Here is a 26,461-nt window from a genome sequence, read left to right as displayed (position 1 = left end):
CTCTACTGTTAGCCCTTCCCGGGTGAACACGAGAAAGGCTGACGATGCGCATCCTGGTCGCGATCATCGCTGGAGTGCTGCTGGCCACCGCCTCGTCCATGGCCGTCGTCAGCGCCTCCACCGGCAAGCCCGCGCCCAAGCCCAACCCGATCTACAACTACGGGGCGCGCTAGCCGCGCGGCGATGTGGCACGGTCAACGGGGACGGTAGGGGAAGCCGGACGCCTGCGGGAGCGCGGGGGCGAGCCCCTGCGGGTCGCAATCGTCAACTGGCGCGACCCCTGGCAGCGCGCCGCCGGGGGCGCGGAGCTGTACGCCTGGCAGATCAGCGAGCAGCTGCGCCTGCGCGGCGCGCACGTCACCTTCGTGACCAGCCGGGAGCCGGGGCAGGCACGCCGGGAGCTGCGCTCGGGCATCGAGATCGTCCGGACGGGCGGGGTGTACTCCCGCTATCCGCTGGTGCTGGCCTGGTTGCTGCGGCACCGCCGCTCCTTCGACGTGGCGATCGACTGCATGAACGGGGTGCCCTTCCTCTCCCCCCTGGCCCTCGCCCGCCGGACCAAGATCATCCTGTTGGTGCACCACGTGCACGACGAGCAGTTCCACGTCTACTTCGGCCCCCTCATGGCCACCATCGGCCGCTTCCTCGAAGGGCCGGTCGCCCGGCGGCTGTACCGGAGGCGGCCGACCGTCGCGGTCTCCCCCTCCACCGCCCGCGAGCTGCGCTCCCGGCTCGGCTGGCGCGGGCCGATCTACATCGTGCCGAACGGGGCGCCCCAGCCCGCCCTCCTGCCCGAGGCGGTCGCCGACGGCAGCCCGTCCATCGTCTGCGTGGGGCGGCTCGTCGCCCACAAGAGGATCGAACGGCTGGTGGACATGGCCGACCGGCTGCGCGCGGACATGCCGGGCGTCCGCCTGCACGTCGTCGGGCGGGGCGAGCAGCACGCGGCGCTCGCCGCCCGTGTCCGCGACCTGGGCCTCGACGAGCACGTCAGGCTGCACGGCTTCCTGCCCGAACACGCCAAGGACGAGCTCCTCGCCGGAGCCGACCTGCACGTCTCGGCCTCCCGCTACGAGGGCTGGGGCCTGTCGGTGATCGAGGCCGCCGCGCTGGGCGTCCCCACCGTCGCCTACGACGTCAACGGCCTGCGCGACGCGATCCGCGACGGCGAGACCGGCTGGCTCGCCCTGCCCGGTGAGGACCTGGCCGACACCGTGCGCCGCGCCCTCAAGGAGCTCGCCGCCCGCCGCCCCCAGGTCCGGGCCGCCTGCACCGCCTGGGCGGCCACCTTCACCTGGGAATCCAGCGGCGACCGCATGCACCGCCTCATCCAGGACGATCTGGATGCCTTCTGACACGTGCCCCGGCAGGGCCGACCACTCCCCAGCCCCGGGGACCGCCGCGCGGGACAGGGCGCGGATCCTGGCGTCGCTGCTGGTGCTGGTGACGCTGGCGTTCACGATCACTCCGGGGCGGATCCTGCCCGACACCAAGCTGGACATGGCGCTGAACCCCTCGGGCTTCCTGGAGCGGGCGCTGCACATGTGGGATCCGGCGGTCTCGCTGGGGCAGGTGCAGAACCAGGCGTACGGCTACTTCTTCCCGATGGGCCCGTTCTACCGGCTCGGCGACCTGCTGCACGTGCCACCGTGGATCACCCAGCGGGCGTGGCTCGGCCTGGTGCTGTGCACCGCCTTCCTCGGCGTGGTCAGGCTCGCCGGGGCACTGGGGGCCGGCAGTCCCGGCACGCGGCTGCTCGCCGGGTTCGCCTACGCGCTGGCGCCCCGCGCCCAGGTGCTCCTCGGCACGAACTCCTCGGAGTTCTGGCCCACGGCGGTCCTGCCCTGGATGTTGCTGCCGCTGGTCACCGTCCGCTCCCCGAGGCGGGCCGCGGCCCTGTCCGCCCTGGCCGTGGTGGCCTGCGGCGGGATCAACGCCACCGCCGAGCTGGCGGTCCTGGTCGTCCCCCTGCTGTACCTGCTCTGGTACCGGCGGCGGCTGCTGCCGTGGTGGCTGCCGCTGACCGCGGCGGCGTCGTTCTGGTGGCTGGCCCCCACCTACCTGATGGGCCGCCACATCTTCGAGTTCCTGCCCTATACCGAGACCGCGGCCACCACCACCTCGATCACCTCGGTGACGAACGTGCTGCGCGGCTCCTCCCAGTGGACCGCCTTCCTGTCCCCCGGATTCAGCCCCTGGTGGCCGGCGGGCAACGCCCTGGCCGGAGCCTCCTGGCTGGTCCTGGCCACCACCCTCGTCGCCGGTCTGGGCCTGCTGGGCATCCGCCGCTCGCCGCACCGCTCCTTCCTCGCCGCCACCCTCCTCCTCGGCCTCGCCGTCATCGTCGCCGGGCACCCCGGCACGTTCCTCGCCGACCACTTCCGCGACCTGCTCGACGGCCCCCTGGCCGCCTTCCGCAACCTCCACAAGTTCGACGCCCTGCTCCGGCTCCCTCTCGCTCTCGGCCTCGCCTGCCTCCTCCCCGTTCCCGGCCCGGCGGGCGGGCGTGCCGGGCCCGGCCGCCGTACACGTTTCGGCCCCCTCTCCGCCGCGGTCCTGCGCAAGGCCGCGGGCGTCGTCGGCGCGGAGCGGCAGGCGGCCGCGCGGCAGGCGCTCGACGGGATCCGGCGGCTCGGGACGGCGCGCGTGGTCGCGGTCGCGCTGGTCGGGGTGACGGTTGTGCCGACGGTGTCGCCGGGGCTGGGGGTGCCGAACGCGCCCAAGGGCGTTCCGCGGTACATGCACGACGCCACCGACTGGCTGGACGGGCGCCTGGAGCAGCGGGACGGGGCCGTGCTCACGCTGCCGGGCCAGCAGTTCGGGCAGTACCTGTACGGGCAGATGATGGACGATCCGCTGCAGTCGCTGTTCCAGGGCCGCTGGGCCGGGCGGATGGTGACCCCCGGCGGGTCCGCGGGGCTGGCCCGGCTGATGCAGACGATCGACGAACGGTTCGCGGCGGGCCGCGGCTCGCCGGGCCTGGCCGCCGTGCTGTCCCGGATGGGCGTCCGGTACCTGCTGATCCGCAACGACGTGGACCGGAGCGTGCTGAACGGCGCGTGGCCCGCGCGGCTGCACGACGCGCTGGCCGCGATGCCGCAGATCCGCAGGGCCGCCGAGTTCGGGAAGCCGGTGGGAGCGGAGTTCACGGACGCGACCGGATCGATGGACCAGGAGTACCCGCCCGTCGAGATCTACGAGGTGCCCGGAACCGAGCCCGTCGCCTCGGTGGTGGAGCGGGAGCCGCTGCGGGTCTCCGGAGGCCCCGAGGCGCTGATCGCGCTGGCCGACCAGGGCCTGCTCGACGGCGGGCGGCCCGTGCTGGTCAACGAGGGGGAGCCCGACGTCGCGACGGACTCCCTGCGCCGCAGGGAGCTGGCCTTCTCCACCCTGCGCGGCGGCTCCTCCCCCACCATGGAGGCGGACCAGGAGTACATCGGGGGCACCGAGGTCAAGGACTTCACCGAGGACGGCTGGGAGGAGCACCGCTCCGTCGCCGAGGTGACGGGGATCAAGGGGGTCACCGCCTCCTCCAGCGCGGCCGACGTCACCTCCGCCCTGGAGAGCGGCTCGGTCTCCAGGCACCCGTTCGCCGCCCTCGACGGCGACGCCGACACCTCCTGGACCTCCTCCGGCTGGTCCGGCGCCCTCGGCGAGTGGCTCAAGGTGGAGTTCCCCGCGGCCCGGGACCCGAGACGGATCCGGATCGCCTTCGGCAGGGGGGACTTCCTCGGGCCGGCCGTCACCGAGGTGGAGGTCGCGACCGCCGCGGGAAGGCTCGTCCAGCCGGTCCGCGACACCGGTGAGGCGCAGCCGCTGAGGGTCCCCGCCGGGGCCACCGGCTGGCTCCGGATCAAGGTCACCGCGACCGCCGCCGAATCCGCGCTCACCCTCGGCACCCGGGTCGCGATCACCGAGCTGGACATCCCCGGCGTCACCCCGCGCCGCGCGATCGCGGTGCCCGGCGAAGCCTCGGCGCAGGTGTTCACCGGCCTCAACGGCTACGCTCCCGCCTGCATGCGCGGTTCGGAAGCCTGGGTCTGCTCCCCCTACCTGGCCGCCGAAAGCGAGGAAGGGGACTCCTTCCACCGCACCTTCACCTCCCCCGGCGGCCCCGTCCGGCTGGGCGGCACCGCGATCCTCACCGACGGCGGACTCGTCTCCGCCTCCACCGGCGCGGACGGCGTCACGGCCTCCTCCCTGCTGGTGGACCATCCCGCGGCCCTGGCCCGCTCGGCCTTCGACGGCGACCGCGCCACCGTCTGGACCAGTTCTCTGGACGAGGAGGGCCCCACCCTCACCCGCGGCCTGGGCGCCGCCCGCACCCTGTCGAGGCTGGTCTTCCGCTTCCCCGCCAAACGCGGCCTCACCCGTGTCACCGTCACGGGCGACCGGGGCCAGGTCCGCGAGGGCTTCGTCGACAAGAAGGGGGTCTTCTCCTTCGCCCCCATGAGGACCGGGACCCTCACCATCGGGTTCCCCCGCGTCAAGGCCGTCCAGGTCACCGAGGTCGAGATCCCCGGCGTTCCCGCGCTGGAGTCCTCCGGCCCCGTCCCCTCCGCCTGCGGCGCCGGGCCCTCCTTCACCCTCGGCTCCGCCGAGATCGAGACCCGGCTGGTCGGCGCCGCCCGCGCCGACCTCCTGGCCGGTCGGGCCGTCCGCTACGAGTCGTGCCGGGCGGTCACCGCCCCCGCAGGCCGCCTCACCCTCAGCTCCGCCTCCTCCGCGTTCCTCATCTCCACGGCCGCCCTCACCCCCTCGGCCCGGCAGTCCCGGGAGCCCGCCCCGCCCGCGAGAGCGGCAGTCGGCCGGTGGGGCGCCGCCGAGCGGGAGGTGACCGTCGCGACCTCCGGCCCCTCCTACCTGGCGGTTGCGGAGAACTTCAACGGAGGGTGGGTCGCGCTTCTGGACGGAAAGCGCCTCAAGGCGGTGCGCCTGGACGGCTGGAAGCAGGGCTGGGAGCTGCCCGCGGGAGCCTCGGGAACCGTGCGGCTGGTCTACGAGCCCGACCGGGCGTACCGGCTGTGCCTGCTGGTCGGCCTGATGCTCGTCCTCCTCGTCGCGGTGCTCGCGGCCGTTCCGGGCGGAGGCCCGGCGCTGCGGAGACCCGCCGCCGGACGTCCCGCCCCCCTGGTCCGCGTCTGGGCCGTGCCGCTCCTCGGCCTGTGGACCGCCGGCCCGGTCGGCTTGGCGGCGGGCGCCGCGGCGGTCCCGGTCGCACGAAGGCTTCCCGACGCCGCCCTGCCGGTCCTCGCGGGGCTGGCCGCCTGGTCGACGGTGCTCGGCGGCTACCTGTACACGCGCGGCCTGCCCGAGCCCTACGCGATCCTCACCGAGTGGTTCCCGGCGTGCCTCTGCGTCCTGATGGCGGCGCTACTGCTGAGCCCTCTCCGGAAGCGGCCGGAAGGACCGGCGGCCGAGCCGCTGGGCGGGCTGCTCGACGAAGAGGTGGCTGAGCGCGGCGAGGATCAGCGAGAAGACCAGCGTGATCCCCAGGACGAGCCAGAAGTCGCCCAGGAAGAGGGAACGTCCGGTGAGGTCGTACCACAGCTCGATCACCGGCATGTGCCATAGGAACACCCCGTAGGAGACCAGGCCCAGGCGGCACATCAGCGGGTTGGCCAGCAGGGCCCTGACGGCGGGCCCGTCGTGCCCGAAGGCGGCGGGCGCGACGACCGCCGCGGAGACCACCACCGAGAGCAGGTTGTGCACCAGGTACTGGTGGGCGCTCTGCACCCCGTTCATGGGCGTGGCCAGCGGTGTGGACATCAGCGCCAGCGCGCAGCCCGCGACGGCCCAGCTCAGGCCCGGCGACGCGCCCGCGAAGCCGCTCCAGCGGTTCGGACGCTCGGCCAGCACCGCCATGGCCATGCCCAGCACGAAGAAGACCAGCGAGCGCGGCAGCAGGTGCTCGTTGTAGAAGAGCAGCCGGAAGGGGTCGCCGCCGAAGACCGTCCCGAGGTACTCGGCGTAGCGCAGGCCGACGGCCTCCAGCAGGGAGAGCCCGCCCAGCAGCCCCAGCCCCGTCAGCAGCCTGCGCGGCTCGCCCCGGGAGAAGCGGTGCAGCCCCGCCGCCAGCAGCGGCAGCACCACGTAGAACGCGGCCTCGACCGTCAGGCTCCAGATCGGCCCGAGCCCTTCGAGCCCGGAAGCCGTCATCGGCCACGGCGGGTGCGGGTCGTAGTTCTGGGTGAGCGTCACCATCTGCAGCCAGACGAGCGGGTCGCGCGCCTCCTCGGGGTTGAACAGGGGGAGCACGAACGGCAGCATCAGCCAGTAGGCGGGCAGGACCCGCAGTGCCCTGCGCCGCAGGTAGCGCCGGACGTCCGGCCGCCTCGTCCCGTCCAGGGAGGCCCGCGCGAACGGCCGGTACAGCAGGAAGCCCGAGAGCACGAAGAAGATCGGCACCCCGACGCCGCCGTTGGCCAGCATCTGCCAGCCCAGGCCGCTCTCGCCGGCCATGCCGGTCGCCACCGCCACGTGCACCCCGACCACCAGCATGATCGCCACGCTGCGCACACCGTCCAGCGCGGCCAGATGGCCGGTGGGCTGACCGGTCCGCGGCGACGGGGTGGTGGTGGGGAGCATCTTCGCCTCTCGAGGGGTGCGACCAGTTTGCCGTGCACCCGGTACCGCCCGGTACGTTCGGCGCATGAACCAGCGCCTGTCCCGTGCGGTCGCCGACCTGCTGCCCGCCCCGCTGGTCGGCGCGGTGGTCCGGGGCGTCTATCCCCGGGTCGAGCCGGAGCTGGCGCGGCTGGCGGAGTTCGTCCCGCGCGGCGGCACCGCGCTGGACGTCGGGGGCTGGTTCGGGCCCTGGACCGCCCGGCTGCTGCGGCGGGCCGACCGGGTGGTGACGATCGAGGCCGACCCGGACCTGGCCCGGCTGCTGGCGCGCACCTTTCCGCAGGCGCGGGTGGTGGCCGCGGCCGCGTCCGACCGGGACGGCCCGACGACCCTGTGGTCGCCCGCGGCCGGGGCGATCGTCGGGGTCTCCTCGGTCGAGGAGGCCGGAAAAGGCCAGCCGGGCGCCGTCCCGGCCACCGTCCCCCGGACGCGGATCGACGATCTCGCCGTCGCGGACGTGCGCTTCATCAAGATCGACATCGAGGGCCACGAGGGGGCGGCCCTGCGGGGGGCCGAGCGCACGATCCGGCGGGACCTCCCCGTCCTCCTTCTGGAGCTGGAGGCCCGTCACCAGCCGCTCGAACCGGTCCTGTCCCTGCTGGAGGGCTGGGGGTACCGGGGTGAGATCCTGGTGGACGGCCACTGGCGGCCGTTGGAAGGTTTCGATCTCGCATCGCATCAGCGTTCACATGCCGCACAGCTGGCCCGCTCATTTCCCAGCCGGGTACTGTTTCCAGGCACGAGATATGTCAATTCGGTACTGTTCCGACATCCCTCCGGTGCGATCTGACCCCTGTCGCCACTTCTGGTGCACGTTGTTACTTGCGGGTCATTTGCTGTTGAATCTTCCCTGACCCCCCCTCAGGAGGACTCCCGTGGATCGTCGTACCGACCGGACGATCGGCATCGCCACGATCATCGCCGTGGCTCTGGTGCCGGTCGCCGTGCTGGCGCTGGTCAAGGTCGACGGAGGCTTCGACGCCGGCCGTCCCTCCGAGACCGCCGCCTCTCCGGTCGTCGAGGAGTACCCGGGCGCCCCCAAGCCGCCGCCGACGCTCGAGGCCCCGCCCGCCGTGGCGCTGCCCCCGATGCCCTCCGCACCCCCGCCGGCCCAGCCCGTCGGCGAGGTGCCGGCCGCCAAGCCGCTGCCGGCCGAGCTGACCTCCTTCACCCGGCAGATCGGCATGCTCATGGCCCAGGTGTCGGGCACCACGAACTCTCAGGAAGTGGCGAAGTTCATCATGAAGCCGAAGTTCTTCATGGAGGCGAAGACCACCGAATACGTCCTCGAGAACAAGAAGTGGAAGAAGACCGGCATCACCCATGTCGTCGTCAAGAACCGCGTGCGGACCACCCGGACCCCCGACGGCAACGTCGACCGGGAGAAGCTGTCCGTCGAGGAGATCGACCAGCTGCGCCACGAGGCGGACCCGCGCACGCTGACACGGAACGTCCAGAAGCTCCCGAACGTCGAGAAGACCTTCAGCCGCAAGACCAAGTTCTACAAGTACAAGCTCGGGCTGACTCCGGCCGACGCCCTCCTGGAGGGCATGCCCCAGGACATCCGCGACCTGATCCCCCCGCAGATCGGCTCGCTCGGCGCGCTCGGCCTCCAGCTGGAGCTGTACGCCGATGCCAAGGACCACGCGATCGTGGGTTCGCTGAACGGGATGACCCCGGTCAGCGCCACCGGCATCGGCGTCATCTACTCCGACATGAAGTAGGCCTCACGCGTCCTTCGGCAGGCCGAGGATGCGTTCGCCGATCACGTTGAGGTTGATCTCGGTGGTGCCGCCGCCGATGGTCATGGCGCGGGAGGCCAGCAGGGAGCGGGTCCAGCGGCGCTGGAGGCCGCTCTTGCGGTCGCCGGTGAGCACGCCGCGGGGGCCGAGCAGGCCGAAGCCGAACTCGGTGACGCGCTGGCCGTGCTCCATCGCCACCAGCTTGCGGACGGTGGCCGTGGTGCCGGGGTCGGTGCCCGACAGCTGCTTCAGGACGGCGCGCAGGCCCAGCATCAGGTAGGCGTGCTCGTCGGCTGCCAGCTCCGCCAGGCCCCTGCGCACGACCGGGTCGCCGCCCGCGCCCAGCTCCAGGACCAGGCGGACGAGCTTCTCCATGTTCTCGCCGAGCTGGAAGGAGGAGGTCAGGCCGACGCGCTCGTTGGCCAGGGTGTTGCGGGCGACCCGCCAGCCGGCGCCGGCCGGGCCGACGACCAGGTCGTCGGGGACGAAGACCTCGTCCAGGAAGACCTCGTTGAAGATCTCGTCGCCGGTCACCTCCTTGAGCGGCCGCACGTCCACGCCCGCGCTCCCCATGTCCACGAGGAAGTAGGTGATGCCCTCGTGCTTGGGGGCGTCGGGGTCGGTCCGGGCCAGGCAGATGCCCCACTGGGCGTGCTGGCCCAGGGACGTCCAGATCTTCTGGCCGGTGATCCGCCAGCCGCCCTCGGCGCGGACGGCGCGGGTCCTCAGCGAGGCCAGGTCCGAGCCGGCGCCCGGCTCGCTGAACAGCTGGCACCACAGGATCTCGCCGCGCAGCGTCGCCGGCAGGAAGCGCTCCTGCTGCGCGGGCGTGCCGTACTGGACGAGCGAGGGCACCACCCAGGCGCCGATCAGCAGCGGGACGGGGCGGACCCGGGCCGCCTTGAGCTCCTGGGCGATGAGGACCTGCTCCAGCGGTCCGGCGCCGCGGCCCCAGGGCTCGGGCAGGTGCGGGGTCACCCAGCCCTCCTCTGCCATCGCGGCGCGCTGGGCGAGGGGGTGCATGGCGGCCAGCTCGGCCGCCCTGGCGCGGATGCGCTCGCGCAGCGGCTCGGCGTCCTCGGGCAGCTCCACCGCGGTCTCGGGCCGGACGCCGTCCAGCGCCAGCGCGGCCAGCCGGTCGCCGCCCCGGTCGACCAGGGCGCGCAGCGTCAGGGCACGCCGGTAGAACAGGTGGGCGCTGTGCTCGTAGGTGTAGCCGATGCCGCCGTGCGTCTGGATGTTCTCCTCGGCGCACCTGACGGCCGCGTCGGCGGCCAGCTCGGCGGCGGACTCGACGGCGTAGGGAGCCTGCGAGCGGGCGGCGTCCCACACCGCGGCCCCGGCCCGCTCCACCAGCACCATCATGCGGGCGAGCTTGTGCTTGATCCCCTGGAACTGGCCGATGGGACGGCCGAACTGCTCCCTCAGCCCGGCGTACGCCACGGCCTCGTCCAGCGCCCGCCAGGCCACGCCGCAGGCCTCCGCGCCCAGGATGACGGACGAGAGGGCCCGCGCGTCCCCCACGCCCGTGACGGGTGCGGCGGTCGCACCGTCGACGTTCACCGAGGCCGTGCCGCGGGTGACGTCCAGGCTCTCGTGCGGCGTCACCGTCACGTCCGCGGCCTCCAGCAGCACCCACTCGCCGCCGTCCACGGGCAGCAGGAGGAGGTCGGCGCCCTCGGCGCCCAGAACGAACTCGGCGGTGCCGCGTACGGTCCGGCCGTCGCGGGTCAGCTCGGCCTCCAGCGCCACCGCGGCCGTCCTGGAACCGTCGGCCAGCGCGGGCAGGTGCTCGCCCGCCGCCGAGGAGCCCGCCAGCAGCGCCGAGGCGAGCACGGTCGGGACGAACGGGCCGGGGGCCATGGCCCGGCCCAGCTCCTCCACGGCGACGGCCAGCTCCACCAGGGTGAAGCCCTGGCCGCCGTGCTCCTCCGGCAGGTGCAGCCCGAGCAGCCCCTGCGCCGCCAGGGCGCTCCAGAAGGCGGGCCGGGGTTCGCCGGCCCGGACCGCCTCGACGGGGATGTGCCGTTCGGCCAGGCCGCGTACGGACGCCGCCAGGGCTTGGTGTTCTTCGGTCAGGCCGATGGCCATGGGGATCTCTCCTCACCTCGGGGGTAAGGAGAGATTACTAGAATGGAATTCGGTTCTGTTCGGCGGCCGGGCCGCTCAACCCACCTTGAGCTGCGAGATCACCGTGTTGACGTCCGGCCACAGCTTCTTGTGGGTGTCGGGCAGGGAGACGAACAGCACCGACGGGTAGCGCTCGCCGGTGTCGATCAGCGCGATCGCCACGACCTCGGATCCGGCGCGGATCGGCTTGCGGTCGTACTTGAGGTGGCGGGCGACCAGCCAGCCGTCACGGCCGTCGACCTTCAGCGGCTGGGAGGCCAGCTCGGCGGTCTCGTGCGGGAAGCCGTACAGCCGCTCCTCCAGGTTGGAGGCGACCGCCACGGCGTTCTTCTCCAGGCTGCCGCCCTTGTCCCAGATCCGCCGTTCCACCGGTCCCAGCGGGGAGGTCAGGACGGACCCGTACCACAGCTGGGTGCCCTTCTTCTCGGTCACCAGGATCTGCTGGCCGGTCCAGCCCGACTGGGCGAGCCTGTTCTTCTTGTTCGGCTCGACCCAGCCTCCGCCGAACTGCGGCACCTGCAGGCCGGACTCGGGGTCGGGGAACATCCCGGTGACGGGCGATCCGGTACCCCGGAAGGCCGCCAGCTCCTTGTGCGGCGGCAGCACCGTCCGGTCTTCCGGCCCCGCACTGGGCGTGGTGACGCCCGGCCGCGCCTTCACCTCGGCTTCGCCGCTGCTTCCGTCGCCGGTGAGCACGAAGACCCCGAGCGCCACGATCCCGGCGACCGCCGCCGCTCCGATGCCGGCGAACAGGTAGGTCCGCGACCGGTCCCGGCGCATCTCCTGCTCGTCGAACCCGGCTCCGGTGCTCGCCGCCCGGTTGGCCTCGGTCTCTTCCCGCATCCATTCGGGCATCTGCCAGTTCCCGCTGCTGGGGATTCCGGCCTTGGGGGGTTCCGCCGGGCCCGAGAGGTCCACTCCCGCGTACTGCGCGACCCCGGGGCCGTCGTCCAGCCCGCCGAAGTCGGCCTCGTCCGAGGGGTGTCCGCCACCGGGGGCCGGCCCAGGGTTTTCACCCTGTCCGTTACCCCGTCCCTGACCGTTCCAGGCGGGCCCTCCGGCCACCGGCCTACCGATCTCCGGCTCGGAGAACTCCGCCGGATCCCCAGGTCCCTGAACCACAGGATGCGCCCCTGACTGCGTAGGTTCGGCAAAAACAGGCTGCGGCCCGGTACGCCCCTCGACAGGCGCTCCGGCCCCGTTTCCTTCGTTCTCCCGCTGCATGGCTCCACCTTCGACCCGGTATTCCGGCCGCGCCGAAAGTTCCCCCTGATCGGACATGCGGCACAGATTACGCGAAGATCAAGATTCAGGACGCCGCAAGCCGATAACAACTTAGCCCAACCCCCGTGGCAAAACCCACAACACTTCCACCCCGCGCGAGAACACCTCCACCCGACCGGGAAGACTCCCACCCGACCGAGCACACTTCCACCCCGACCGAGCACCCTTCCACCCCAGCCAGAGCCCACAGCAACCACCGCAGGGGGGCGTGGGGGCGCAGCCCCCACATCGGGGGCTCCGGGGGTCGCCCCCCGGACGGCACAAAGAAACGACCCACCGGGAAGCGCCCCGAAGGGCGCGAACACGGTGGGTCGTCGGTTCGTGGAGGTGCAGGGAATCGAACCCTGGTCCTACAGCAGTGGGTCAGGTCTTCTCCGGGCGCAGCCTTGCTTGACGCTTTCTCAGCCCCAGTGCTCTCGCAGGCTAGTCACTGACAGGCTCAGTCGCTGTTGGGTTTCCCTTCCCGCCCCGCGACCGGGTGGGAAGGTTGAGTCTCCTAACGATGCCGGATCCTAGGTCGGAGACTCTCCTAGGCCGACAGAGTCGCTACTCGCTCAGGCGGCGAGGGCGAACTCAGTGCGCTTAGAGTTGGCACTTGTTGGTTTGCGATCGCAGGATTAACGAGGTCGCAATCGCACCCCTCGGCCCGCTTCTCCTGGCACGACTACCGCAGTCGAAACCAGTCACCCCCATGTTCTGTTGTCAACAGGTTGAACTCTATCCGGTCAACGGTCCCGGTGCCAACGTTATTCCGGCCTTCCGCCCGGTTCCGGCGGACGGTCAGGGCTGGGCGGTGACGCCGGGCGTGGCGGCGGGCTCCTGCGGGGGCCGGGCGGGGGCGTTGATGAAGTCCGAGGCGATCTTGGCCGCGTCGACCTGGCCTTCGATGGCGATGGCGATGCCGAGGGCCCTGCCGGAGCTCTGGTAGTACCCGACGAACCAGGAGACGGTCTTGCCCTGGGTGTCGGTGGCCTGGGCGGAGATGCCGCGCTGGAACTTCCTCCTGCCGGAGGCCGCCGCCTTGGCCGAGCCCTTCCGGACCCCCGTCACCATGATGTTCTGGAGTTCGGTGAGCGTGTTCGGCTCGATGTACTGGGGGGCCGGGGAGGTGGTCGGCTGCGGGTCCCGGATGAGCAGGGGGCCCTTCCAGGTGCCGTTCTGGACGGCGGCGGCGATCAGGGCCATGGTCAGCGGGCTGACCTTGACGCCGCCTTCGCCGACGGCCAGCTGGGCGCGTTCGGTGGTGGTGCCGGTGGCCAGTCCCTGCGCCCGCTGGTTCTTGACGTTCGACAGCTCCCACGGGGCGGAGCCGACGAGCCCGAACTTCTGCAGGGCGGCGTTGATCGTGGCGCCGTCGAGGCCGGCTCCGGCCTGCGCCAGGGCGGTGCGGCAGCCGTTGGCGATGTTCAGGCCGAGGGTCGAGCGGGTGCGGGGCTGGGTGGTGGTGAAGACGGCTCCGCCGACGGTCTCCTCGGCGGTGCACTCCTGCTCGGTGTCGGCCTTCTGGCCCTGCCGGCCGATCAAGGCGGCGGCCAGCACGGTGCTGAAGGTGGTGCCGGGCGCGTACAGCCCTTCGAAGGCGCGGTTCTGGCCGTCGGTGCCGTGGTTGGCCGCGGCCAGGATCTCTCCGGTCTCGCTGCGCACGGTCACCAGGGAGGCCGGGACGCCCAGGGAGCTCAGCGCGTTCTCGGCCTGGAACTGGATCCCCCGGTCGAGGGTGGTGCGCACGGGGCGCGCTTCGGCGGTCTCCAGGCCGGTGGGGTCGTGGCCCGCCAGGTCCTCGCCGTCGCTGAAGTCGCGGATCTCCTTGCGGCGCTCCCCGTTGGCGCCGAGGATGACGACCTTGACGGAGGGGAGGCCGGCCAGGCGGCGCTGGAAGAGCAGCTGCAGGCCGGAGGTGCCGACGGTGTCGCCGGGCTGGTAGGGGGCGCCGACGAGGCTGAGGACGTCGGTGGTGGCGGGGCCGATCCGGCCGATCAGCTCCTCGGCCTGCAGCGGCCGGGTGGGCCGGGCCTTGACCTGCTGCTCCAGGCCGGCCACGTTGCGCAGTTTCAGCGCCTCGGGGCTGCCCTGGGGGAACTCGGCCAGTTGCAGGAAGGCCTTGGGCGGGGCGGACAGGATGCGGCCCTTGAGCCGGTCGCGGTCCTGGTCGGTGATCTCGCCGATGCGCTTGACGACGGTGTCGAGGTTGCGGAGCCGTTCGGGCACGACGCCGAACACCTCGGTCCGGACGGCCTCGAGCAGCGGACGGCCCTTGTTGTCCTGGATGAGCTGCCGCTGGGGCGACTCGTTGACCACCGCGAGCCGCTCCCCCTCGCGCAGGTCCGGGTGGATGACCGAGGGGCTCCAGACGACCTTCCAGGTGCCGCCGATGCGCTGGAGCGCCATCTGGCCCTGGTACTCCAGCGGCCTGCCGTTCTCGCCGAGGTCGATGCGGATCTGGAACCTGGCCTGGGCGCGGGTGTCGGAGAACTTCTCGATGCGCCCCTCGTCGTCGGGCATGCCGGGGGTGCTCTCGGCCCTGAGCCGCAGCCGCAGCGAGGCGGCGTCGAGCTGGGTCCTGACGCCCTCCAGCGCCTTGACGACGGCCTCGGGGTCACCGGTGGTGTGTCCGGCGGCGGCCTCGTAGTTCTCGACCTGCCAGGCCACGAGGAAGTCCTTGACCGTGGTGAACGGGGAGGACTGCGCGCAGGCGGAGAGCATGCCCAGCAGCAGCGCCCCGCCCGTCGAAGCCGCGACGATCCTGCGCGTCCTGCTCACCTTCACCGACCCCGGTTCCGTGCGCGCAGCGCCCGGGCCATCTCCCGGTCCGCGTCGCGCTTGGCAATGGTCTGCCGTTTGTCGTACGCCTTCTTGCCCCGGGCGAGAGCGATCTCGACCTTGGCCCTGCCGTCCTTGAAATACAGGGAAAGCGGGATCAGCGTCAATCCGGGCTCACTGCCCTCTTTGACGATCTTGTCGATCTCCCGCCGGTTGAGCAGGAGCTTGCGGGTGCGCCGCGCGCTGTGGTTGGTCCAGGTCCCCTGTGAGTACTCGGGGATGTGCACGTTGTAGAGGTAGACCTCGCCGTGCCCGTCCACCGCGGCGTAGCCGTCGACCAGGGACGCCCGGCCCTGCCGCAGCGACTTCACCTCGGTCCCGGTCAGCACCATGCCCGCTTCCCAGGTGTCCTCGATGTGGTAGTCGTGACGCGCCTTCTTGTTCTGGGCGATGTACTTCTGGCCCTTCTCGCGAGGCACTGTCCTGTCTCTCCCCTGCCTATGATCCGGTCAGCCCGTCCAGCACGGCCCGTCCCCGTCCTTCGGCGTCGGACGAGCCGGCCGTGATGTCCGGCTCTATCCCGACGCCTTCGAGATTATGGCCCGCCGGAGTGAGGTACCGCCCGACCGTCAGCTCCACCGCCGATCCGTCGGACAGGCGTACCGGTTCCTGCACGGTGCCCTTCCCGAAGGTAGCCGATCCTACGATCACCGCCCGGTCCCGGTCGCGCAGTGCTCCCACGACGATCTCGGCGGCGCTCGCGGTGCCCTTGTCCACCAGTACGACGACCGGGACGCGGGAATCGCCGGGCGAAGTGACACTGATCACCTTGGCGGGCTCGCCGCGGCGCTCGTAGGTCACCACGGGCCCGGACTCCAGGAACGCCGAGGCGGTGTCCACCGCCTCGTCCAGCAGCCCTCCGGGGTTGCCGCGCAGGTCGAGCAGGACCGCCCGGCTGCCGGCCACGCCCGCCCGCACCTGGGCGCCCGTCCCGCGGGTGAACACCGCCACCCGCACGACGGTCAGCCGCTCCAGGCGGTCGACGACCACGTCGCCGCGCTGCGGTTCGGGCCGCACGGTCTTGCGGTCGCCGTTGAGCCAGCCGGTGAAGTCGTCGTACTCCTGCGGCGGGTAGTACCGGGCCCAGGGATCGCCGAGGCTGCGCAGCATGCCGCTGATGGCCGCCTCGCGCAGCTCCGCGCGGGAGACGGGCTGGTCGGCGGAGGTGGCGATGCGGTCGGTGGCCTCCTCCAGCAGCCCGTCGTCGTGGGACGCGGGCTCGATCCGGGAGGGCGCGGTGTCCGCCGTCGCCGCTCCCAGACCGTAGGCCGAGAGCAGGGCGGCCATGACGGCCGCCCCGCGGTACCACCTGCGAGGTCTCCTGCTACGGGACCAACTGGTCACCTCAGCAGCTTAAATCTTCAGATAGCGCCGCAGGGTGAGGAACGACGCACCCGCGCACAGCAGCACGCCCACCGCGATCGAGAAGATGATGACCCCGATCACCTGGGTCCAGGTGAGCTGGGTGGCGAACTGCAGCGACTCCTGGAGCGTGTCGATCAGCAGGAGCTTGCTGCCCACCAGCAGGACCGCGGCGATCAGGCCGCCTGCCAGGCCCGCGATCGCTCCCTCCAGGATGAAGGGCAGCTGGATGTACATGTTCGACGCGCCGACCAGCCGCATGATGCCGGTCTCCCGCCGCCGGTTGAACGCCGACAGCCGCACGGTGTTGCCGACCAGCAGGACCGCGGCGAACACCTGGATCAGCGCCAGGAACAGGGCCGCCCACTGCAGGCCGTCCAGGATCTTGAAGAGCTTCTCCAGCAGTTCGCGCTCGTTGACGATCTGGTCGACGCCCGGGGAGTTCTCCGCCGCGCTGATCACCGTGGTGAACTTCGAGGGGTCCTTCAGCCGCACCCGCAGCGAGTCGGGGATGTCGCCTTCCTTGGTGGCGGCGATGAAGCCCGGGGTGTTGGAGAAGAGCGTCTGGAACCGCTCGTAGGCGTCCTCTTTGCTCTCGTACTCCACCGCGGAGACCTCGGGGAGGTCCTGCAGGGTCGCGGTCAGCTCTTGGCGCTGCTGCTCCGTGGCGTCCTTCTTGGCGCAGCCGGTGTTGGAGCTGTTCTTGGAGCACAGGTAGATCGAGACGTTGACCTTGTCGTACCAGTAGCTCTTGGACGAGTCGACCTGCCTCTTCAGGAGCATGCCGGTGCCGAACAGCGCCATGGCGATCGCGACCGTGATGATGAGCGAGATCGTCATCGTCAGGTTGCGGCGCAGGCCGATCCAGATCTCCTGGAAGACGAAATGCAGTCTCATCGCAATCCTTAGTAGGCCTGGCCGTAGACGCCGCGCGACTGGTCTCGCACGACCCTGCCGTCCTCGAGCTCCACGACCCGCTTGCGGAAGGCGTCCACGATCGCGGCGTCGTGGGTGGCCATGACCACCGTGGTGCCGGTCCGGTTGATCCGGTCGAGGACCTTCATGATGCCGATGGAGGTGGCCGGGTCGATGTTCCCGGTCGGCTCGTCCGCCAGCAGGATCATGGGCCGGTTCACGAACGCGCGGGCGATCGCGACCCGCTGCTGCTCGCCGCCGGACAGCTCGTCGGGCATGCGCTGCTGCTTGCCCTCCAGGCCGACCAGGTCGATGACCTCGGGCACCACCTTGGAGATGAAGCGGCGCGGCTTGCCGATGACCTCGAGCGCGAAGGCCACGTTCTCGAAGACGTTCTTGTTGGGCAGCAGGCGGAAGTCCTGGAAGACGCAGCCGATCCGGCGCCGGAGATGGGGAACTTTCCAGTTCGTCAGCTTGTTGAGGTCTTTGCCGGCCACGTAGACGTGACCCTGCGTCGGCCGCTCCTCCTTGAGGATCAGGCGGAGGAAGGTCGACTTGCCCGACCCCGACGGACCCACCAGGAAGACGAATTCGCCTTTTTCAACGGCGACGTTGCAATGCTGGAGGGACGGCCGGTTCTGGTTCGGGTAGACCTTGGTGACGTTGTCGAAATTAATCACGGCTGCATCACGGTGCGCCAGTCTAGGGGCTGATGGGCCACGGTGTCCCCCTCGGAGTTGGCTCTGGAGCAGTCTAGGGGTGACACTGGCATGGATAGTCCCTCTTCGGGACATCGGTCGGACACTCGGATCAAGGAGCGCATCATGAGCTGCGATCACCTGATCTGCGCCTACTGCGCGGGCCCTGTGGAAGAGGGGCGCTGCCCCAGCTGCCGGGCCGCCCGGAGCCGGTTCCACCGATCCCAGGGGCCCCTCACACCCCAGCAGCTGGCGGTCATCGCGGCCCTGGTCCTGATCTTGACGTTCAGCCTGCTGGCACCGCACCTGGGGTGAGCCCGGGGCCCGCCCGCCACCCGATCGACCGAAAACAATAAACCGGACAAAGCGGACAGAATTGTCGCCTTGTCCGGCCGGCCGTTCTAGTTCTGCTCCGCCTCGCCCTTGCGGAGCCAGCGGATCTCGGCCTCGAGGAAGTCGTCGATCCAGCCGTCGAGGACGCGCTCGGGGTTGCCCTCCTCGTGCAGGGTGCGCAGGTCCTTGACCATCTGGTACGGGTGCACCACGTAGCTGCGGATCTGGGTGCCCCAGGAGCTGGTGCCCTCGCCGCGCAGCTTGTTGAGCTCGTCGGCCTCCTCCTGGCGCTTGCGCTCCAGCAGCTTGGCCTGCAGGACGTTCATGGCCGAGGCGCGGTTCTGCAGCTGGGAGCGCTCGTTCTGGCAGGAGACCACGATGCCGGTGGGCAGGTGGGTGATGCGCACCGCCGAGTCGGTGGTGTTGACGCCCTGGCCGCCGGGGCCCGAGGAGCGGTACACGTCGATCCGCAGGTCGTCCTCGTTGATGTCGACGTGGTCGCTCTGCTCGACGACCGGCACCACGTCCACGCCCGCGAAGGACGTCTGGCGGCGGCCCTGGTTGTCGTAGGCGGAGATGCGGACCATGCGGTGGGTGCCGTGCTCGCCGCGCAGCGTGCCGTAGGCGTAGGGGGACTTGACCGCGAAGGTGGTGGACTTGATGCCCGCCTCCTCGGCGAAGGAGGTCTCGTAGATCTCCGTGGGGTAGCCGTGCCGCTCGGCCCAGCGCAGGTACATGCGCTGCAGCTGCTGGGCGAAGGCCGCCGCGTCGACGCCGCCCGCCTGGGCGTTGATCGACACCAGCGCCTCGCGGGCGTCGTAGTCGCCGGACATGAGCGTGCGCACCTCCAGGGTGCGCAGGTCGGCCGCGAGGGTCTGGAGCTCGGCGTCGGCCTCGGCGCGGGTGTCGGGGTCGTCCTCCTCCGCGGCCATCTCGTAGAGGACCTCCAGGTCCTCCAGCCGGCCGCGCAGCGACTCGACCTTGCCGAGCTCGCTCTCCAGGCCGGACAGCTTGCGGGTGACGCTCTGGGCGTGCTCCTGGTCGCTCCACAGGTCAGGATCAGCGGCCTGGTCCCTGAGCTCGGCGATGTCGCGGCGCATGACGTCGAGGTCCATCACCGCCTCGATGCCGGTGAGGGTCGCGCCCAGCTCCTTGATCTGTTCCATGGGGTCGATGGCTGCCACCCGACCAGCCTATCGGCTGGGCATGGCCACCTGAGCAGGATGGGTGATGGCACAATCAAGCGCCAGCATCCACATGAAACGTGCGCTTGCCCGCACTTCATCGTGGCCGGACGCGCGCTAACGTGCGTTGAACGACTCGTGGAGCGACAGTGAACCGGGGAGCGCCAGTGCGAACGACAGCGACGGTGGCCGCCGTGCTGCCGCTTCTCCTGCTGGGCGCGGGGTGCAGCGCCGAACCGGAGCGCCCTCGCGACGCCCGCCCGGTGGCGATCGCCACCACCAGCTCCGACGTGCCGCTGACGCCCCAGAGCGCGGCCCGCGCCTTCACGCTCTGGACGGTCAACGACGACCTGGCCCGCGCGTCGGGCGACGAGCGGCTGGCCCTGGCCTGGGCGGCCGACTCGCAGCGCGCGGTGACCGCCGCGGAGTACCGGAAGGCGGCCGCGGCCGGCGTGCCGGTGGCCCGGCACTCCTACGGCAGGCCGACTTTGTGGGTGCCGCGGCTGGACGGCTACCCGCAGTGGTTCGTCGCCTCGGCCCCCCGCGGCCGCGAGACCGCCCTGATGGCCTTCGTCAGATCCTCCGCGGAGGCCAGGTGGCGGCTCAGCCTGCTCGCGGTCCCCGACCGGGGCGTCAAACCCCCCAAGGTCGAGATCGACGCCGACGGCTACGCCGCCGCCCTGCCCCCCGAGGACCAGAGCGTGCTGATCGCCCCTTCGCTGGTCGCCCCGCCGCAGGCCGCCGTGGCCGAGGACGGCCCGGGCAGCTACTCGGCACGGGTGCTGAAGGCCGGCCCGTACACCACGGGCTACTACACCGAGAAGGAGAAGGCGGCCAAGAAGGCGGCCAAGGAGGGGCTGGCGTACACCAGCATGTTCACCGCCACCTCCCAGCCGGTCTTCCCGCTGCGCACCGAGGACGGCGGCTGCCTGGTCCTGTACTCGCTGACGCGCGACGTGAGCCTCACCCAGAAGGAGGAGGGCCCGCTGGACGTCCCCGGCGAACTCGCCCATCTGGCCGCCGGGGAGCTCACCGGGCGGGAGCTGCACGTGTTCAGCAGCCTCCGGTTCGCCGCGCTGGTCCCCGCCAAGGCCAGCAGCCCCGACAAGACTGACAAGTCCGAGAAGGACGCAAAGTCAGATAAATCTGACAAGCAGGAAAAAGAACGGCAGAAGGTCGCCGTGATCGCCGAGGACGGCACGGCCACCCGTATCGAAAGTTCTTGAACCCGGGGTAATCGAGTGCTCACTGTGCGATGCTCTTGCGCGTCGCACAGTCCCTTACCCAACGAGGCCAACCATGCGCACTGCGTACACAGCGCTCGCCTTTCTCCCGCTCGCCCTCACCGCCGCCTGCGGCGGTGCGGCCAAGGACGCCGAGGCGGCGCCGCCACCCGCACTGAGCCTGGACCAGGCGAAGAACGTCTTCGAGACGTACGCGGCCGCCGACCAGAAGGCCGACTCCGCCCTCGACCAGGCGCGGCTGCCCGCCATCGCCACCGGCTCCCAGCTGGAGATGGACACCGCGACCTACCGGACGGCCAAGGCGGGCGGCAAGAAGGCCGAGACGCCGAGCTTCACCGAACCGGTCTTCTACGTGCCCCGCATCGCCTCCGGCCAGCGCTGGTTCGCGGTCGACGCCGCCGCCCGCACCCGCGGCATGGAGATCCGGCACGCGCTGCTCTTCGTCGAGGAGGGCGGCCAGTGGAAGCTGGCGGCCGACCCGCAGCGCAGCAACGCCAGCCCCATCAAGGGCGTCCAGCTGGACGAGGAGGGCTACGCCGAGGCCGCCGCGGACGGCCTGCAGGTCGCCCCCGCCGACCTCCCCGCCGCGCACGCCGCGCTGCTCACCCAGGGCCCGCAGGCGCCCGGGGCCGAGCACCTGGCGGCGGGCCAGCAGACCACCCAGACCTACGACGCGCTGCAGAAGGTCAGCAAGAGCCTTCGCAAGTCCGACATGACCTTCTCCTCCACCTTCACCCCTGCTGAGCAGCCGTCCTACGCGCTGCGCACCCAGGACGGCGGCGCGGTCGCCTGGTACGTCCTCAAGCAGCAGGAGTCCTACAAGGGCAAGAAGATCCCGGTCTCCGGCGAGCTGACCGGCCTGCTGGAAGGCGGTCCGGTCGCCCGCAAGAGCCTGACCTCGACCTCCCTGCTCCAGTACCTGGCGGCGGTGCCCCGCGAGGGCCAGGTCGCGGTCGTCGGCCTCAGCCGCAGGACGGTCGCCGCACAGAGCGGCTGACCGGCCCGCGGACCGACCGGCTCACAGATCGACCAGCCCGCGGGTCGATGACCCGCGGCTGACCGGCCCGCGGTCGGTCCCGCACAAGCCACGTCGGTACGGAGCGGCCTCCTGACCGCTGCGGCTCCGTACCGGCGTACCTCTCGGGCCCCCTTTCCGGCTCTTCCGGCCGGAAAGGGGGCCCGCTCCGTGCTCGCCGGCGGGGCCGTTCCCTCAGTCCGGGAGGGTGCTGGCCCGCACCAGGGTGCGGATCGCGCGCAGCGCCACCGACAGGGTGGCCAGGTCGTAGCTCTCGCTCTCCCAGATCTCCGAGAGCGTCTGCCGGGACCGCCGCACCGCCGCCTCGTTCTTGTCCGTCCACTCCTCCAGCCGCTCCTCCGGCCCGGCCGTGGCGGTCTTGCGCAGCACGTCCAGGGTGAGCTCGGCGTGGGCGGCGTACAGGTCGTCGCGGAGCGCGCCGCGCGCCATCGACCGCCAGCGGTCGTCCCGGGGCAGGGCGGTGACCCTGTCGCGCAGCCGGGCCAGCTGGAGCCGGTGGGCGAGCTCGAAGTAGACCTCGGCGACCTCCCCGACCGGGCAGCCGGACTCGTGGGCGATCTCCACGATGTCCAGCGTGGAGTACGCCGGCACCATCATCGCCGTCTGGTCGGCGACCTCCACCGGGACGCCGCGCTTGACGAACGCGTCGCGCCGGTCCTCGAAGGCCTCCAGGTCCCGCCCGTTGAGCAGTTCCGGCAGCAGTTCGACCAGGCTCAGCGCGCCCTTGGCGAAGAAGCCGATCGACTCCTCGATGTCGAACGGCGCCCGCCGGTTGTGCAGCATCCAGCGCGCCCCGCGCTCGGTGAGCTTGCGCGCCTCCAGCAGCATCCTGATCTGGACCTGCTGGTCGACCAGCCCGTCCAGGGCCTGCACCTCGGCCCAGAACCGGTGCATCTGGAAGACCTCGCGGGCCACCAGGTAGGCGCGCGCCAGGTCGGCCGGGGACGCCCCGGTCTCCTCGTTCAGCCGGAAGACGTAGGTGGTGCCGGAGTTGTTGACGACGTCGTTCACCACCTGGGTGGCGATGATCTCCCGCCGGAGCGGGTGCCGCATCATCTGCTCGCGGAACCTGTCGCGCAGCGGGGTCGGGAAGTACTCGACCAGCCATTCGCGCAGGTACGGGTCGTCGGGCAGGTCCGAGGCGAGGATCTCCTGGTCCAGGGTGAGCTTGGAGTAGGCCAGCACCACCGCGAACTCCGGCGAGAACAGGCCCTGCCCGGCCTGCCTGCGCTCGGCGATGGCCTTCTCGTCCGGCAGGTACTCCAGCCGCCGGTCGATCTTGCCCTCGCGCTCCAGCTTGCGCAGGTAGCGGGCGTGCACGTGCATCATCTCGCCGGACTGGGCGCAGGCGCCGCCCAGCACCACGTTCTGCCGGTAGTTGTCCCGCAGCACCATGACGCCGACCTCGTCGGTCATCTCGTCCAGCAGGGCGTCGCGCTGCGCGCCGGTGAGCCGCCCGTCGCGGACGATCTGGTCCAGCAGGATCTTGATGTTCACCTCGTGGTCGGAGGTGTCGACCCCGGCGGAGTTGTCGATGAAGTCGGTGTTGATCAGCCCGCCCGCCCTGGCGAACTCGATGCGGCCGAGCTGGGTCATCCCCAGGTTGCCGCCCTCGCCGACCACCTTGCAGCGCAGGTCCGCGCCGTTCACCCGCAGCTGGTCGTTGGCCTTGTCGCCGACCTCGGCGTTGCTCTCGGCGGAGGACTTGACGTAGGTGCCGATGCCGCCGTTCCACAGCAGGTCGACCGGGGCCTGCAGGGCCGCCTTGATCAGCTCGTGCGGGGGCAGCGAGACGGTCTCGTCGGCGATGCCCAGCGCCGCCTTCACCTGCGGGGTGAGCGGGATCGACTTGGCCGTGCGGGGGAAGACCCCGCCGCCCGCCGACAGCAGCCCGGTGTCGTAGTCGGCCCAGGAGCTGCGCGGCAGCCCGAACAGGCGGCGCCGCTCGGCGAACGAGGCGGCCGGGTCCGGGTCCGGGTCGAGGAAGACGTGCCGGTGGTCGAAGGCGCACACCAGCCTGATGTGCTCCGACAGCAGCATCCCGTTGCCGAACACGTCGCCGGACATGTCGCCGATGCCCACGACGGTGAAGTCCTCGGCCTGGACGTCGCGGCCCAGGGAGCGGAAGTGGTACCGCACCGACTCCCAGGCGCCGCGGGCGGTGATGCCCATGGCCTTGTGGTCGTAGCCGACCGAGCCGCCGGAGGCGAACGCGTCGCCCAGCCAGAACCCGTACTGCCGGGAGACCTCGTTGGCGATGTCGGAGAAGCTGGCGGTGCCCTTGTCGGCCGCCACGACCAGGTAGTAGTCGTCGCCGTCGTGGCGCATCACCCGCGGCGCCGGCACGATCCTGCCGTCCACGAGGTTGTCGGTGAGGTCCAGGAGGCCGGAGATGAACTCCTTGTAGCAGGCCACGCCCTCGGCCAGCCACGCCTCGCGGTCGACCGCCGGGTCCGGCAGCGCCTTGCCGACGAAGCCGCCCTTGGCCCCGGCCGGGACGATCACCGTGTTCTTCACGCCCTGGGCCTTGACCAGGCCCAGCACCTCGGTGCGGAAGTCCTCGCGCCGGTCCGACCAGCGCAGCCCGCCCCGGGCCACCGCGCCGAAGCGCAGGTGCACGCCCTCGGTGCGGGGCGAGTAGACGAAGATCTCGTACTTGGGCCGGGGCTGCGGCAGGTCCGGGATGCGGGAGGGGTCGAACTTCAGCGAGAGGTAGGGCTTGCCCTGCCAGAAGTTGGTGCGCAGCGTGGCGTTGATCATGGAGGTGAAGCTGCGCAGGATGCGGTCCTCGTCCAGGCTCGCGACCCCGTCCAGCAGTTCGGCCAGCCGGGCGTCGATCGCGGCCGAGCGCTCGGCCTCGCCCTCGGCGCGGTCGGGGTCCAGCCGCGACTCCCACAGCTCCACCAGCAGCCGGGCGATCGGCGCGTTGGCCCGCAGCACCTGCTCCAGATAGCTCTGGGTGAAGGCGGTGCCGGCCTGGCGCAGGTACTTGGCGTAGGCCCGCAGCACCATGATCTGCTGCCAGGTGAGCCCGGCGTGCAGCACCAGCGCGTTGAAGCCGTCGCTCTCCACCTCGCCGCGCCACAACGCCATCAGGGCGTCCTGGAACAGCTCGCGCAGCAGGGACTCCTCGGTCTCCGACACCGAGTGGCGCAGCCCCAGGTCGTAGATCCAGTAGCGCCTGCGGTCGCCGGTGCCGACCTCGTAGGGGCGCTCGTCGACGACCTCGACGCCCATGTTCTGCAGCAGCGGCAGCACGTGGGACAGGGAGATCGGCTCGCCCCGGTGGTAGATCTTGAGCCGCATCTCGCCCGGGAGGGCGTCGTAGGGCTCATAAAGGCGCATGTCCGTCAACGCGCCTCCAGCGGCCTCGGAGGCCTCGCCCAGCGCGTCGAGGTACATGAGGTCCGAAACGGCCGTCGCCGCCGGGAAATCGGCCTTGTAGGCCTCGGGGAAGGCGTCCCCGTACTTGACCGCCAGGCCCCGGCCCCGCTCCTCGCCGAGCCGGGTGGCGATCGCCTCGATCAGGTCGTCGGTCCAGGAGCGGGTCGCGGCCGTCAGCCGCCGCTCCAGCGCCTCCACGTCCACGTCGGGCAGCGGGTGCCCGCGCTCGGCGCGCACCACCACGTGCAGCCGGGCCAGCACGCCCTCGGTCACCTGGGCGCTGTAGTCGACGGCCACGCCGTGGAAGGCGCTGCGCAGGATCTCCTGGACGCGCAGCCTGATCTGCGTGGTGTACCGGTCGCGCGGCAGGTAGACCAGGCACGACATGTAGCGCCCGTAGTCGTCCTTGCGCAGGAACAGCTTCACCTGGCGGCGGTCGCGCAGCCGCAGGACGCCCAGCGCGATCGGCACCAGGTCGTCGACCGAGATCTGGAACAGCTCGTCGCGCGGGTAGGCCTCCAGGATCTCCGCGAGGTCCTGCCCGTTGTAGGACTCGGGGCTCACCTCGGCGCGGTCGAGCACCTCCTCCAACTTGCGGCGGAGCATCGGGATGTGGGAGATCGACTCGGAGTACGCCACGTGCGTGAACAGGCCGAGGAAGCGCCGCTCCCCCACCACCCGGCCGTTCTCGAAGCGCTTGACCCCGATGTAGTCGAGGTAGTGCGGCCGGTGCACGGTCGCGCGGCTGTTGGCCTTGGTGAGCACCAGCATCCGCGGCTCGCGCGCCCTGGCCCGCACCTCGGGCGGCATCGCGGCGAAGCTCCCGGACTCCTTCTTCTCGGTGCGCAGGATGCCCAGGCCGCTGCCGGGGACGGGCCGCAGCGCCTCGCCGTCCTCGGTCAGGTCGTAGTCCCGGTACCCCAGGAAGATGAAGTGCCCGTCGACCAGCCAGTTCAGCAGCTCGACCGACTCGGCGAGCTCCTTGGCCGGCAGCGGCGGCGGCGCCTGCTCGATGCCGGCGGCGATCAGCGCGGCCCGCGCCCGCATCGCCGGGCCGTCCTCGTCGGCGGCCCGCACGTCCGCCAGCACCCGCTGCAGGCCGGCCTGGAGCCCGGCCAGCACCGCGGGGTCGGTGACCCGGTCCAGTTCGACGTGCACCCAGGACTCGTCGATGTCGTCGATGATGTCCCGGCTGAACCGGAACCGCACCAGCCGTCCCTGCTCGTCACGGTCGACGCCCAGGCCCGGGTGGAAGATCCGCTGGACGGAGCGGCCCTGGCGGCTCAGCTCCATCGTCAGCGAGTCGATGAGATAGGGCATGTCGTCGCTGACCACCTGGACCGCGGTGGCCCCCGGGTCCCAGCCGTGCTCGGCGCCCGAGGGCGTGAACACCCGCAGCTTCGCCTCGCCGGGCAGGCGCGCCTCGCCGAACGCGCGGTGCGCCAGCGCGGGCCCGCAGACGTCCGACGGCTCCCTGCCCAGCAGGTCTTCGGGCGCCACCTTGCGGTAGTACAGCCGGAGGAACTCCAGCACCTCCGGCTGCTCCGGAGGTTCGGCGCAGGACTCCGCGGCCCGCCGCAGCAGGTCGTCCTTGGCCACATCGAGTTTGCTCATGAGAGAAAGCGACCCCTTCATCACTTCGTTGTGATGTGGAAACCCGTACCCCGAGTCAGCCTAGTGGCGCACTCTCCCCGGCGGACCA

At 71.4% G+C, this 26,461-nt stretch carries 17 protein-coding genes, 1 other RNA gene and 1 pseudogene; 8 read left to right on the top strand and 11 right to left on the bottom strand.

All coding sequences use genetic code 11. The features are described 5' to 3' along the window. Positions 1-44 precede the first annotated feature (44 nt). The 3 genes and pseudogenes from C2865_RS41355 to C2865_RS40595 form a co-directional block, all read left to right on the top strand. Complete coding sequence (locus C2865_RS41355; RefSeq protein ID WP_269802699.1) at positions 45-173, top strand: hypothetical protein; 129 nt, start codon at positions 45-47, stop codon at positions 171-173. A gap of 12 nt (positions 174-185) precedes the next feature. Next, on the top strand, positions 186-1,355 hold the full coding sequence (locus C2865_RS07655) for a glycosyltransferase family 4 protein (RefSeq protein ID WP_232835447.1): 1,170 nt from the start codon (positions 186-188) through the stop codon (positions 1,353-1,355). Then, positions 1,345-3,420 (top strand): annotated as a pseudogene (locus tag C2865_RS40595) (alpha-(1->3)-arabinofuranosyltransferase domain-containing protein); the annotation flags it as partial. The gene C2865_RS07655 and the pseudogene C2865_RS40595, both read left to right, overlap by 11 nt. Before the next feature lie 1,953 nt (positions 3,421-5,373). Here C2865_RS40595 and C2865_RS40590 read toward each other — a convergent pair. Next, on the bottom strand, positions 5,374-6,588 hold the full coding sequence (locus C2865_RS40590) for an acyltransferase family protein (RefSeq protein ID WP_157963608.1): 1,215 nt from the start codon (positions 6,586-6,588) through the stop codon (positions 5,374-5,376). Positions 6,589-6,652: 64 nt separating this feature from the next. Here C2865_RS40590 and C2865_RS07640 point away from each other — a divergent pair, with 64 nt between their 5' ends. Then, positions 6,653-7,417 (top strand): FkbM family methyltransferase, encoded by a 765-nt coding sequence (locus C2865_RS07640; protein WP_106397659.1) that lies wholly within the window; start codon positions 6,653-6,655, stop codon positions 7,415-7,417. Between the two features lie 85 nt (positions 7,418-7,502). Next, positions 7,503-8,351, top strand: a complete 849-nt coding sequence (locus C2865_RS07635; protein ID WP_106397658.1) for a hypothetical protein — start codon at positions 7,503-7,505, stop codon at positions 8,349-8,351. A gap of 3 nt (positions 8,352-8,354) precedes the next feature. Here C2865_RS07635 and C2865_RS07630 read toward each other — a convergent pair whose 3' ends face one another. From C2865_RS07630 to ftsE, 8 genes are all read right to left on the bottom strand, one after another. Beyond that, entirely contained in the window at positions 8,355-10,460 is a 2,106-nt protein-coding gene (locus tag C2865_RS07630; RefSeq protein WP_106397657.1) for an acyl-CoA dehydrogenase family protein, read from the bottom strand. Between the two features lie 75 nt (positions 10,461-10,535). After that, complete coding sequence (locus tag C2865_RS07625) at positions 10,536-11,354, bottom strand: hypothetical protein (RefSeq protein WP_106397656.1); 819 nt, start codon at positions 11,352-11,354, stop codon at positions 10,536-10,538. Between the two features lie 748 nt (positions 11,355-12,102). Next, positions 12,103-12,474, bottom strand: a transfer-messenger RNA (tmRNA) gene (gene ssrA, locus C2865_RS07620). A gap of 89 nt (positions 12,475-12,563) precedes the next feature. Then, on the bottom strand, positions 12,564-14,549 hold the full coding sequence (locus C2865_RS07615) for a penicillin-binding transpeptidase domain-containing protein (RefSeq protein WP_106397655.1): 1,986 nt from the start codon (positions 14,547-14,549) through the stop codon (positions 12,564-12,566). Then, on the bottom strand, positions 14,546-15,022 hold the full coding sequence (smpB, locus tag C2865_RS07610) for an SsrA-binding protein SmpB (protein WP_106397654.1): 477 nt from the start codon (positions 15,020-15,022) through the stop codon (positions 14,546-14,548). The genes C2865_RS07615 and smpB overlap by 4 nt, the downstream gene beginning before the upstream one ends. 19 nt (positions 15,023-15,041) lie before the next feature. Beyond that, complete coding sequence (locus C2865_RS07605) at positions 15,042-15,947, bottom strand: S41 family peptidase (protein WP_232835446.1); 906 nt, start codon at positions 15,945-15,947, stop codon at positions 15,042-15,044. Between the two features lie 9 nt (positions 15,948-15,956). Then, on the bottom strand, positions 15,957-16,862 hold the full coding sequence (gene ftsX / locus C2865_RS07600; protein WP_106397652.1) for a permease-like cell division protein FtsX: 906 nt from the start codon (positions 16,860-16,862) through the stop codon (positions 15,957-15,959). Between the two features lie 8 nt (positions 16,863-16,870). Beyond that, the gene (gene ftsE, locus C2865_RS07595) at positions 16,871-17,560 is read right to left on the bottom strand and encodes a cell division ATP-binding protein FtsE (RefSeq protein WP_106397651.1); all 690 of its coding nucleotides are present in this window, start codon (positions 17,558-17,560) and stop codon (positions 16,871-16,873) included. Between the two features lie 144 nt (positions 17,561-17,704). Between ftsE and C2865_RS07590 the strand changes: the two genes are divergently transcribed. Then, a complete protein-coding gene (locus tag C2865_RS07590; protein WP_106397650.1) occupies positions 17,705-17,893 on the top strand; it encodes a hypothetical protein in 189 nt (62 codons plus the stop codon). Positions 17,894-17,979: 86 nt separating this feature from the next. Here C2865_RS07590 and prfB read toward each other — a convergent pair whose 3' ends face one another. Continuing rightward, positions 17,980-19,095 carry a peptide chain release factor 2 gene (gene prfB, locus C2865_RS07585; RefSeq protein ID WP_106397649.1) on the bottom strand — a complete coding sequence of 372 codons (1,116 nt, stop codon included), beginning with the start codon at positions 19,093-19,095 and terminating at the stop codon, positions 17,980-17,982. A 167-nt stretch (positions 19,096-19,262) separates the two neighbouring features. Between prfB and C2865_RS07580 the strand changes: the two genes are divergently transcribed. Beyond that, the gene (locus tag C2865_RS07580) at positions 19,263-20,321 is read left to right on the top strand and encodes a DUF8094 domain-containing protein (protein ID WP_157963607.1); all 1,059 of its coding nucleotides are present in this window, start codon (positions 19,263-19,265) and stop codon (positions 20,319-20,321) included. A 73-nt stretch (positions 20,322-20,394) separates the two neighbouring features. Next, entirely contained in the window at positions 20,395-21,336 is a 942-nt protein-coding gene (locus tag C2865_RS07575; RefSeq protein WP_106397647.1) for a DUF8094 domain-containing protein, read from the top strand. 213 nt (positions 21,337-21,549) lie between these two features. On the opposite strand, the gene C2865_RS07570 is transcribed toward C2865_RS07575, so the two are convergent. Next, complete coding sequence (locus C2865_RS07570; RefSeq protein ID WP_232835445.1) at positions 21,550-26,373, bottom strand: NAD-glutamate dehydrogenase; 4,824 nt, start codon at positions 26,371-26,373, stop codon at positions 21,550-21,552. Positions 26,374-26,461 lie beyond the last annotated feature (88 nt).

The sequence above is a fragment of the Actinocorallia populi genome (assembly GCF_002995495.1).
GTDB classification, from domain to species: Bacteria; Actinomycetota; Actinomycetes; order Streptosporangiales; family Streptosporangiaceae; genus Actinocorallia; species Actinocorallia populi.
The sequence above is the reverse complement of the archived record's forward strand: the minus strand, read 5'-3'. Positions and strand labels throughout refer to the sequence as shown.

Coding starts and splice junctions, on each gene's coding strand:
- C2865_RS41355 (WP_269802699.1), top strand. CDS start 45: ATGCGCATCCTGGTCGCGATCATCGCTGGAGTGCTGCTGGCCACCGCC.
- C2865_RS40590 (WP_157963608.1), bottom strand. CDS start 6,588: ATGCTCCCCACCACCACCCCGTCGCCGCGGACCGGTCAGCCCACCGGC.
- C2865_RS07640 (WP_106397659.1), top strand. CDS start 6,653: ATGAACCAGCGCCTGTCCCGTGCGGTCGCCGACCTGCTGCCCGCCCCG.
- C2865_RS07630 (WP_106397657.1), bottom strand. CDS start 10,460: ATGGCCATCGGCCTGACCGAAGAACACCAAGCCCTGGCGGCGTCCGTA.
- C2865_RS07625 (WP_106397656.1), bottom strand. CDS start 11,354: ATGCCCGAATGGATGCGGGAAGAGACCGAGGCCAACCGGGCGGCGAGC.
- ftsX (WP_106397652.1), bottom strand. CDS start 16,862: ATGAGACTGCATTTCGTCTTCCAGGAGATCTGGATCGGCCTGCGCCGC.
- C2865_RS07590 (WP_106397650.1), top strand. CDS start 17,705: ATGAGCTGCGATCACCTGATCTGCGCCTACTGCGCGGGCCCTGTGGAA.
- C2865_RS07575 (WP_106397647.1), top strand. CDS start 20,395: ATGCGCACTGCGTACACAGCGCTCGCCTTTCTCCCGCTCGCCCTCACC.
- C2865_RS07570 (WP_232835445.1), bottom strand. CDS start 26,373: ATGAGCAAACTCGATGTGGCCAAGGACGACCTGCTGCGGCGGGCCGCG.